This is a genomic window from Amycolatopsis sp. NPDC043887, from assembly GCF_056435665.1.
In genome coordinates this window covers 562,273-572,366 of sequence record NZ_JBWKEB010000003.1, presented here as the reverse complement: position 1 = coordinate 572,366, position 10,094 = coordinate 562,273, and the positions used below count along the sequence as shown (strand labels likewise).

Annotated in this window: 8 protein-coding genes; all 8 read left to right on the top strand. The window is 67.9% G+C overall.

What is annotated here, in order from left to right; all coding sequences use genetic code 11:
- Positions 1-194: 194 nt before the first annotated feature.
- The 8 genes from AC069H_RS12100 (at position 195) to AC069H_RS12065 (ending at position 9,695) form a co-directional block, all read left to right on the top strand.
- A complete protein-coding gene (locus tag AC069H_RS12100) occupies positions 195-1,097 on the top strand; it encodes a helix-turn-helix domain-containing protein (protein WP_478232261.1) in 903 nt (300 codons plus the stop codon).
- Between the two features lie 159 nt (positions 1,098-1,256).
- On the top strand, positions 1,257-2,213 hold the full coding sequence (locus tag AC069H_RS12095; protein WP_478232282.1) for a DUF1702 family protein: 957 nt from the start codon (positions 1,257-1,259) through the stop codon (positions 2,211-2,213).
- Complete coding sequence (locus AC069H_RS12090; protein WP_478232260.1) at positions 2,210-4,174, top strand: CRTAC1 family protein; 1,965 nt, start codon at positions 2,210-2,212, stop codon at positions 4,172-4,174. Before AC069H_RS12095 ends, AC069H_RS12090 begins: the two co-directional genes overlap by 4 nt.
- Entirely contained in the window at positions 4,171-5,166 is a 996-nt protein-coding gene (locus tag AC069H_RS12085; RefSeq protein WP_478232259.1) for an enediyne biosynthesis protein, read from the top strand. The genes AC069H_RS12090 and AC069H_RS12085 overlap by 4 nt, the downstream gene beginning before the upstream one ends.
- The gene (locus AC069H_RS12080) at positions 5,163-6,515 is read left to right on the top strand and encodes a cytochrome P450 (RefSeq protein ID WP_478232258.1); all 1,353 of its coding nucleotides are present in this window, start codon (positions 5,163-5,165) and stop codon (positions 6,513-6,515) included. The genes AC069H_RS12085 and AC069H_RS12080 overlap by 4 nt, the downstream gene beginning before the upstream one ends.
- A 5-nt stretch (positions 6,516-6,520) precedes the next feature.
- Positions 6,521-7,078, top strand: coding sequence for a DUF5987 family protein (locus AC069H_RS12075; protein ID WP_478232257.1), 558 nt, complete (start codon positions 6,521-6,523; stop codon positions 7,076-7,078).
- Entirely contained in the window at positions 7,075-8,742 is a 1,668-nt protein-coding gene (locus AC069H_RS12070) for a GMC family oxidoreductase N-terminal domain-containing protein (protein ID WP_478232256.1), read from the top strand. Before AC069H_RS12075 ends, AC069H_RS12070 begins: the two co-directional genes overlap by 4 nt.
- A gap of 2 nt (positions 8,743-8,744) precedes the next feature.
- Positions 8,745-9,695 carry a carboxymuconolactone decarboxylase family protein gene (locus tag AC069H_RS12065; protein ID WP_478232255.1) on the top strand — a complete coding sequence of 317 codons (951 nt, stop codon included), beginning with the start codon at positions 8,745-8,747 and terminating at the stop codon, positions 9,693-9,695.
- Positions 9,696-10,094: the final 399 nt, after the last annotated feature.

The following is a 10,094-nucleotide window of genomic DNA, read 5'->3' as shown; positions in this document are numbered from 1 at the left end:
GCGGGTTTCTTGGCGGGGGGGTCGGGGGTGGGAAAGACGGTGAGACCCTTCTTCACCACCCACGACCGTCCGCCGATCGCGCAAGTTCGGACAAGACCGCAGGACCCATCTCGATCGCTTGTCGAGCCCGCTGAAATCGCCGGCGCGTTAGCTGGCGTACAGAGAAAAGCGACAGCGAATCCGAGGTTGGTCTGATGCAGCTACGAACAGTCGCCATGGCGGCGAACGAGAAAGGCGTCACCGAACCCGGTCGGCATCCTGAGCCGGCGTCCCCCTTGCAACCCGCGGTGCTGCAGGCCATCTCCGCGATGCACGCGAGGTATTTCGACCCGATCACCTTGAGCGACCTGGCACAGGAAGTCTTCGTCAGCCCGTTCCATTTCTCGCGGATCTTCACGAAGGCGACCGGTGTCACCCCTGGCCGGTATCTCACCGCGATCCGGCTCTTCGAAGCGAAACGACTGCTGCTGACGACATCGCTGACGGTGTCGGACATCGTGTGCAGCGTCGGCTACAGCAGTGTCGGCACGTTCACGAGCCGCTTCACCCGTGCGGTCGGGATGACCCCGACCCAGTACCGCGACCCCGAGGTAGGCGAACTGCTCGTCGCGCTGGCACCGCATTTCCAACGGCTTCCGACCCTGGAAGCGTTGCACAGCGCCGGAATGGGCAGCCCCACGATGCGCAGCGGCACCGGCACGGTCAGTGTGCGGGTCGAGACCCCGCGCGGGGCAGGCCCGGCGACCGTACTCATCGGACTGTTCGCCGAGTCGATCCCGCAGTGCGGCCCGGTCGCCTTCGGTGGCAGGGCGAACGTCCTGTCCGCGGACATCGAGATCCAGAACGTCCCCGAGGGCCGGTGGACCGTCATCGGGGTGGCCGAGCACGCCGCCGGGACCGCGGCGTCCTCGTTCTCCGTGGGCACCCTGCCCGGCCGCGTCGACATCACCCCGTACGGCATGGTCCACCTGCGGATGCCGATGCGCGCCCCGCTGCCGACCGACGCGCCGATGGCGATCACCCTCGCCGGTGGCCCGACGTCGGCAGGGAACCGCATGGCCGCGCCGGCGCCAGGGTACCTGCGCGCGGTGGCCTGATCGAAGTCGGTGCCGCGTTCTCCTGGCCTCGCAAACCGGGAGAACGCGGACGCAACCGTGGAGTAGCTGGGCTATCACCACGCATGTGACGCTTTAAGTGATCCGGAATTCGAATCCACCCGTTAGGGGGAGAGTGCGTTGGGCAATGGTTGGCGCACGATCAGACGCCGCATGATCACGCCGGACGTCTCCGAGACGTCACTGGAAAAGCGCGGTTTCCACAAGAAGAGCCCGGCCGCTCAAGAATTGCTGGAGACCGTCGGTGAGAAATTCCTGCTCGGCTACGCGCACGCGGTGGAAGCGCGTTCGGTCGAACAGGCGGAAGAATGGCTCGAACGTATTCCGGTGAAATACCGCGGCTTCGCGTACGAAGGCGCTGGAATGGGTTACGGAATGCTGGACGGGCTGCCGGGCGGCGGACGCCGTCACATCGAGGGGTTCCTCGACGGGCCCGGTGAGAAGCACGACTACATCATCTACGTCGGCGTCGGCTGGGCGATGGCGCGGCTGCCGCGCTTCCGCTGGCCCTCCGCCGAGGACTTCGATCCGTTGCTGCGCTGGCTGGTGCTCGACGGTTACGGCTTCCACCAGGCGTACTTCAAGACGGCGAAGTACATCGACGGGCAGTTCCAGGACCCGGACTTCTCCTGGCCGCCCGGCAACGACGGGTACTCGCTGCGGGCGATCGACCAGGGCATCGGGCGGGCGTTGTGGTTCATCTGCGGTACCGACGTCGATCTGGTCGCCGACGCGATCGCGCGCTTCCCGGAGCGGCGCCACGGAGACCTCTACGCCGGCGTCGGGCTCGCCTCGACCTACGCGTGCGGTGTCACTTCCGACGAACTGCTGAAGCTGGCCGAGTTCGCCGGTGAGCACCGCGGGAACCTCGCCCAGGGCAGCGCATTCGCCGCCGAAGCCCGCGTCCGCGCCGGGCTGCTGATCCCCGAGACGGAGGTCGCCACGCAGGCGATCTGCGGGCTGCCTGCCGAGCGGGCGGCGGCCATCACCCAGGAGGTGCGCCCCGCGACCGTGGTCGACGGCGAACTCCCGGCATTCGAAACCTGGCGACAGCGCATCGCCACCGAGGTACTCACTTCTGGAGGTGCAGGGAAATGACCGCGACCTTGGGCTGGCTCCGCAAGCAGCTTGCGGGCATCGTGGCGTTGGTGCTGATGGCGGGTTTGTTCGTGGTGGCCCAGCTGCCCACGGTCTCGACCGCCGAGGCCGACACGATGGCCTCGAAGTACGCGTTCGAACCACTCACGATCGCCTTGCCGGAAGCGGCGAAGAGCCAGTCGATCCGGACGGTGAACAAGGACTACGAGCACATCCGGGCCTGGATCTCGTCGGTCGGCGCCGCGATCGCGGTCAACGACCTCGACGGCGACCGGCTCGCGAACGACCTGTGCTTCGTCGACCCGCGTAGCGACCAGGTCGTCATCACCCCGACGCCGGGCAAGGGCGGTGACCGCTACGCGCCGTTCGCGCTCGACGCGGCGCCGCTGCCGATGGGCAAGTACATCGCGCCCATGGGTTGTGTGCCCGCGGACTACAACGAGGACGGCCGGGTCGACCTGCTGGCCTACTACTGGGGCCGCACCCCGATCCTGTTCCTCTCGAAGCCGGGCGCCACGAAGCTGGAGCCGAAGGCCTACGAGCCGGTGGAACTGGTGCCGGGCAACAACTCCAAGAACGGCGAATACTCCGGTCCACTGTGGAACACCAACGCCGCCTCGGTCGGTGACTTCGACGGCGACGGCCACCAGGACATCTTCATCGGCAACTACTTCCCCGACAGCGCGGTGCTGGACGACCGCGTCTCCGGCGGGGTCGAGATGAACAAGTCGATGTCGCACGCGGACAACGCCGGCGGCAAGTACATCCTGCGGTTCACCGGCGCCACCCAGGGCGCGAAGCCGACCGCGTCGTTCGCCCTCGACGACAAGGCCATCCCGGCCGACGCCCAGGGAGGCTGGTCGCTGGCGGCCAGCGCCACCGACGTCGACGGGGACAACCTGCCGGAGCTCTACATCGGCAACGACTTCGGGCACGACCGCTTGCTGTACAACAAGTCCCGCCCCGGTCACGTCGAGTTCGCCGAGGTGAAGGGCGTCCGCGGGCCCAACGACCCGAAGTCCAAGGTGCTCGGCAACGACTCCTTCAAGGGCATGGGCGTCGACTTCGCCGACCTCGACCACGACGGTCTCTACGACCTGTACGTCAGCAACATCACGACGTCCTGGGGGATCGAGGAAAGCCACTTCCAGTTCATGAACACCGCCAAGGACACCGCGGATCTGCGCGGCCGTCTGCAGGGCGGCGAGGCGCCGTGGGTCGACCGCAGCGCACAGGCGGGCACCGCGTGGTCCGGCTGGGGCTGGGACGTCAAGATCGCCGACTACAACAACAGCGGCGAATCGGTGATCACGCAGGCGACCGGGTTCGTCAAGGGTGACGTCAACCGCTGGCCGCAGCTGCAGGAACTGGCGACCTCGAACGACGAACTGCTGAAGCACCCGTCCTTCTGGCCGAACATGGTGGCCGGTGACGACGTCGGTGGCGACCACACCCTGCACTTCTGGGCCAAGAGCGCCGACGGCCGCTACACCGACCTGGCCCCGCGCCTCGGGCTCGCGGTCCCGGTGCCCACCCGCGGTATCGCCACCGGCGACGCCGACGGCGACGGCAAGCTCGACTTCGCCGTGGCACGCCAGTGGGAGCAGCCGATCTTCTACCGCAACGTCAGCCCCGACTCCGGGTCGTACCTGAACCTGAAGCTGGTGCACGACAAGGCTTCGGCGGACGGACCGCTCAAGGCGGCGGGCACCGCGGCGATCGGCGCGCAGGTCACTGTCATCACCCCCGACGGCAAGAAGTACATGGACCGGGTCGACGGCGGCAGCGGCCACTCCGGCAAACGCAGCCACGAGATCCAGATCGGACTCGGCAAGGTCACCGGGCCGGTGAAGGTCTGCCTGCAGTGGCGCGACCTGACCGGGCAGATCCGCACGCAGGAAGTCCAGCTGACCCCGGGCAGCCACACCCTCCAGCTCGGCGCTCAGGCTAAGGAGAAATGACCGTCATGGCTGAGCAGACACTCACGGCACCGAAGAGCAACAAGACGATCACGGCCCTTCGCCGGTTCGCGATCTCGATCACCATCTTCAACATCATCGGCTACACCGTGCTCGGTTTCGAGCAGCCCTACACCTATCCGTTCATCGCGCTGGCCACGGCCTACGCCACGGAAATCCTGCTGGAGATCATCGGCGCCCGGACACAGGGCCGGGGCGTCCGCTTCCGAGGCAACGGTTTCAAGGGACTCGTGGAGTTCCTGTTCCCGGCGCATATCACCGGTCTCGCGCTGAACATGCTCACCTACGTCAACGACCAGGTGCTGGTCATGATGTTCGGCGTCGTCGTCGCCGTCGGCGCCAAGTGGGTGCTCCAAGCCCCGGTGCGCGGCCGGTTGCGGCACTACATGAACCCGTCGAACTTCGGCATCACGATCATCCTGCTGGTGTTCCCCTGGGCGAGCATCGCGCCGCCGTATCACTTCACCGAGCAGGTCGACTCGTGGGTCGGCTGGCTGATCGTCGGCATCATCATCGTCTCGGGCACCGTCCTCAACGCGATGCTGACGCAGCGGATGTGGCTGATCGGCGCCTGGCTGATCACCTTCGCGCTCCAGGCGATCATCCGTGGTCTGGTGTTCGACACCGCGATCCCCGGCGCGCTCGGGATGATGACCGGCGTGGCGTTCGTGCTCTACACGAACTACATGGTCACCGACCCGGGCACGACCCCGTCGAAGCCCGCGTCACAGGTCCTGTTCGGTTCGGGTGTGGCGCTGGCGTACGGGTTCTTCATGGTCGTGCACGTGGCCTACGGCCTGTTCCTCGCCACCGCGCTGGTCTGCCTCATCCGCGGCGCGTTCCTGTGGGGCCTGCACTTCTCCAAGAAGGCCACCGAAAAGTGGGAGGCCGAGCAGGCGAAGTCGGCCGAAGTCACCTCCCTGCCCAAGCCGGCCGAGAAGCCGGAGACGGAAACCGGGGCCGTGGCGGCATGACCCACGGTGCGGAAACCAGCCGGGCGGCGCGTCTCGCGCCGCCCGGCCCGCCGCGCCGGGCGACCTTCGGTCTGCTGAAGAAGCTCTTCACCGACCGGCTGGCGCTCATGTCGGACTCGGCGGAGGCGCACGGGGACGTCGTCCGGATCGCGATCGGTCCCAAGACGATGTACCTGGTGAACCACCCCGATCTGGCGAAACACGTGCTCGCGGACAACGCGGCCAACTACCACAAGGGAATCGGCCTCCAGGAGGCGAGGCGGGCACTCGGTGACGGGCTGCTCACGAGTGACGGTGACGTCTGGAAGAAACAGCGCCGGACCATTCAGCCGGTGTTCCAGCCCAAGCGGATCGCGCGGCAGGCCTCGGTCGTCGCGAACGAGGTCGAAGGGCTCGTGAAACGCTTGCGGGACACCGAAGGACCGGTGGAGATCCTGCACGAGATGACCGGGCTGACCCTCGGTGTGCTCGGCAAGACGCTGCTCGACGCGGACCTCGGCGGCTTCACGTCGCTGGGGCATTCGTTCGAAGCCGTGCAGGACCAGGCGATGTTCGAAGCGGTGACACTGAGCATGGTCCCGCAGTGGGCCCCGCTGAAGAAACAACTGCGGTTCCGGGAATCGCGGGCCGACCTCCGCCGTATCGCCGACGAACTCGTCGAACAGCGGCTGGCGAACCCGGTCGAGAACGGTGAGGACGTGCTCTCCCGTCTCATCGCGACCGACGGGACCCGCGAGCAGATGCGGGACGAGCTGATCACGCTGCTGCTGGCCGGGCACGAGACGACGGCGAGCACGCTGGGCTGGGCGTTCCACCTGCTCGACGAACATCCGGAGATCGCGGCGAAACTGCGCGCCGAGGCGGACGCGGTACTGGGCGACCAGCTGCCGACGCACGACGACCTGCACCGGTTGCCGTACACGGCGAGGGTGGTCGAAGAGGTCATGCGGCTGTATCCGCCGGTGTGGCTGCTGCCGCGGGTGGCGCAGGCCGACGACGAGATCGGCGGCTATCACGTCCCCGCCGGATCCGACGTCGTCGTCGTGCCCTACACGCTGCACCGGCATCCGGAGTTCTGGCCGGAGCCGGAGAAGTTCGACCCAGACCGATTCGACCCAGACCGGCCGAGCGGGCGGCCCCGCTACGCCTACATCCCGTTCGGCGCCGGGCCGCGGTTCTGCATCGGCAACAGCCTCGGCGTGATGGAGGCCGTCTTCGTGCTGACGATGGTCCTGCGCGACCTCGAACTCAGGAAGCTCCCCGGCTACGAAGTGGTACCCGAGGCGATGCTGTCGCTCCGGGTGCGGGGCGGGCTGCCGATGACCGTGCACACCAGGAACAGGAGGTAGGTTCCGTGGATTCGGACGAACAGGTCAAGGTGTCCACTTTGGAGGCCTACGCGGACACGATCCTGCCGGGGGAGAAGCGGTTCCCCGGCGACCACGCGATCGCCGGCGCGGCGGAGGGGCCGGGCGCGGTCGTGGCGGGTGCGCTCGAACTGCTGCACACCGACGCGACCGGGGTCACCGTCGGGCTGCCGTATCTGGCGCAGTCCCTCAACGAACACGCGAAGGGCTACGCCAAGGAACACGACCTCACCCTCGACGAGTCGCTGCCGCCGTTCGTCGCGTTGTCCTTCGCCGACAGGACGGCGCTCGTGCGGTCGCTGACCGCGCCCGGGCATCCGGAGAAGGACGGCTGGGTGAGCCTCGCCTTGTTCTGCAACATGTCCTTCGACAGCGCCGCGCACAAGCACACCGCCGAAGCCATCGCCGAGGGCCACCCCGGCCTGTTGGCGATGGGGTACACCGCGCCGGATGAGGACGGGCTGTGGCGGTTCCCGAAGTTCTCCTATCGCCGCGAGCTGGCGCGGCTCCACCCCGACACGACACCTTCCGGGAGCCCCGCATGACTGCCTACGACAAGACCGACGTCGTCATCGTCGGCAGCGGGTTCGGTGGCTCCATCCCCGCCTACCACTTGGCCGCGGGCGGGGCGAAGGTCACCGTGCTGGAACGCGGGCCGTGGCTGGAGACGAAGGACTTCGAGCACGACTATCTGCTCGGCTCGTCCTACACCCGGGCTTTCGACTTCGTCGTCGGCGACGGGATGAGTGTGCTCGGCGGGAACTGCGTCGGCGGTGGCAGCGTGGTGTACTTCGCCGCGATGCCGCGTGCGCCGAAGTTCGTGTTCGAGCGCCACGGCAGCATCGGCCGCCGCATGTGGCCTTCGGAGATCACGCGGGACTCGCTGGAGCCTTGGTACGACCGCGTTTCGGAATCGCTTCCGGTGTCCAAACAGGACTGGAACGACGTCTCGTACGCGGGCGGGCTGTGGGCGGCGTTCTGCGACCACTCCGGCCGGACCGCCAACCCGGCGCCGGTCGCGGTGGACAACGACCGGTGCGTGAACTGCAACTTCATGATGGCGGGCTGCCGGTTCGACGCGAAACGCTCGCTGCTGACCAACTACCTGCCCGCCGCGCTCGCGCACGGCGCGAAGATCCGGCCGCTGCACGAGGTCCAGCGGATCGAGCGGGTCGACGGCGGCGACTACCGCGTGCACTTCAACATCGTGGACGACGAGGACTACCGGCTCCAGTCCGGCAGCGGGACGATCGACGCGAAGATCGTCATCATCGCCGCGGGCGCCGGCGCGACCCCGGTGATCCTGCAGCGTTCGGAGGCGGCGCTGGGCACCATGCCGCATGGGGTCGGCCGGTACTTCTCGGGCAACGGTGAGCGGCTCAACACCGCGATCATCAACGAGGAACGGGTCCGCGAGGTGCTCGGACTGTCCCGTGAGGACGGGAAGGTCTACGAGGCCAACCACATCGGCAAGGGCCCGACCGTGGCGAACTGGGACAAGCTCGACGGTTCGCTGCCGGAGTACGAGCGGTACTCGCTGGAGCAGCTGTACTTCCCGCCGGGGCTCGGCACGATTCTCGCCCAGGTGCCCGACGGTGCTGGATCCGATAAAGATGTACCGCGCTGGTTCGGGGTGGAAAAAAAGGAGATCCTCAAGAAGTGGGCCTCCTGGCTGACCATCTTCCTGATGACCGAGGACGACAACGAGGGTGTCTTCGGCACGCCGCCGCCCACCGGCAACGCCTACCGCATCTCGCAGCAGATGCTCGGCCGCGGTCCGCTGAAGTACGACCCGACGCCGAACACCCGGCACGGCTGGGCGCTGGCCGACGCGGAGTGCAAGGAGATCCTCGAGAAGGACGGCCTGGCGAAGGTGGCGCCGTGGACCAACGACGTCGTCGGCGCGTACACCGTGCACCCGCTGGCGTCGTGCCGGATCGGTGACGACCCGGAGACCTCGGCGCTGCACCCGAACCACGAACTCCGCGATCACCCCGGGATCTTCGTGACCGACAGCGCCTCCGTGCCGGGCGCGCTGACGGTGAACCCGGCGATGACGATCGCGGCGCTGGCCGAACGCTCGGTGCCGGGTATCGTGCGGGCGCTTCAGGCACGCGGCGTCGACGTCACCTACGGTGCTCCCGCCCCGGACGGCTCCATCACCGGGCGGCGCGCCGTCAGCAAGCTGTCGCTGGTGTCCGGGACCTGATCATGGCGCCTGCGCTGGTGAAGCTCGCGCTGCGGCGGGCGTTGCACGAAGTCCGGTACGTCCGGCCGGTGCCCTTCGGCCGCGCGACCGGACTCGTGCGCGACGTCTACGGGCAGCTGGAACGCGACTTCGGCATGCTGGCCCCGCCGGTGGCGCTGCATTCTCCGTCGCCGGCGGTGCTCGCGGCGAGCTGGGTGATGCTGCGGGAATCGCTGGTGGCGAAGGGGGCGACGAGCCGGGCGGACCGGGAGGTCGTCGCGACACTGGTGTCGCGAGAGAACTCTTGTCCGTACTGTGTCGAGGTCCACGGGATGGCGCTGGACTCGCTCGGGCGCTCTTCGGAGGCGTCGGCGATCGCCGAAGGACTTCCGGTGGCCGATCCTCGTGCGGGGTCCTTGCCGTCGGGTGCCCGTGCGGAGCTGACCGCGGTCGCGTTCGCGTTCCACTACCTGAACCGGGTGGTGAGCGTGTTCCTGGGGCCGTCGCCGCTGCCTTCGTCCGTGCCGGATTCGGCGCGTTCCAAGGCCAAAGCGGTTCTGGGGCGGCTCCTTCGCCCGGTGGAGGGAGCTTCGCCGGGGGAGTCGTTGGACCTGCTGCCTCCGGGCTCGGGGGATTTCGGCTGGGCCGTGGGCAATCCGTTGATCGTCGACGCGTTCTCCCGTGCTTCGTCGGCGTTCTCCGCACTGCCGGTGCCTCCGGCCGTACGGGAGGTCGTGGAGGGTGAATTGTCCACTTGGGACGGATCGCCGCCTGGACTGAGCCGGTCCTGGGTGGATGCCTTCGACGATCCCGGGGTCCGGTTGGCCTTGGTGACGGCCAAGGCGCCGTATCAGGTCGACGATGCCTTGGTCGCGGCCGCGGGGCTGGCTGATCGAGAGCTGGTCGAACTGGTGGGGTGGGCGAGTTTCGCGGCCGCCGCCCGCGTTGTCGCGCTCGCCCGGCTTCATGGTTAGCGAGGGCGAGGTGTTGTGTTGCGAAAGCCACTTTCGCGACGTGGGAAGGAAGGCCTTCGCGGCGTGATTCCGGGCGCAGGCGGGCTGGCTGTGTCCTGGGGTCGTGAGTGGTAATGACGGTTAGAACGATCATTGCCACTCACGACCCGGTCGCGGAGCCGCGCAAAGTGCCCGAATCGGGCGCGTCGGCGTCGATTTGTGTCCCTTGTGGACGGTCAAGGGTGCGCCAAGCCTCTTTGGCATGTCCGCTAGTGCCCTTGGCCGGATCGCTCGGCCGGATGACCGGCCCTGGTCAACAACCAGAGAGAAGACTTCGCGCCTGCCGCCGGTTCATGCTTGACCGGACTGCGCGAACGGACGGCGGCCGTGGTTCTGGGGACAGAGCCCGGCGCCGGGACC

Bases quoted from the DNA above. Each gene is read 5' to 3' on its own strand.
- AC069H_RS12100 (WP_478232261.1), top strand. From the start codon at position 195: ATGCAGCTACGAACAGTCGCCATGGCGGCGAACGAGAAAGGCGTCACC.
- AC069H_RS12090 (WP_478232260.1), top strand. From the start codon at position 2,210: ATGACCGCGACCTTGGGCTGGCTCCGCAAGCAGCTTGCGGGCATCGTG.
- AC069H_RS12085 (WP_478232259.1), top strand. From the start codon at position 4,171: ATGACCGTCATGGCTGAGCAGACACTCACGGCACCGAAGAGCAACAAG.
- AC069H_RS12080 (WP_478232258.1), top strand. From the start codon at position 5,163: ATGACCCACGGTGCGGAAACCAGCCGGGCGGCGCGTCTCGCGCCGCCC.
- AC069H_RS12070 (WP_478232256.1), top strand. From the start codon at position 7,075: ATGACTGCCTACGACAAGACCGACGTCGTCATCGTCGGCAGCGGGTTC.
- AC069H_RS12065 (WP_478232255.1), top strand. From the start codon at position 8,745: ATGGCGCCTGCGCTGGTGAAGCTCGCGCTGCGGCGGGCGTTGCACGAA.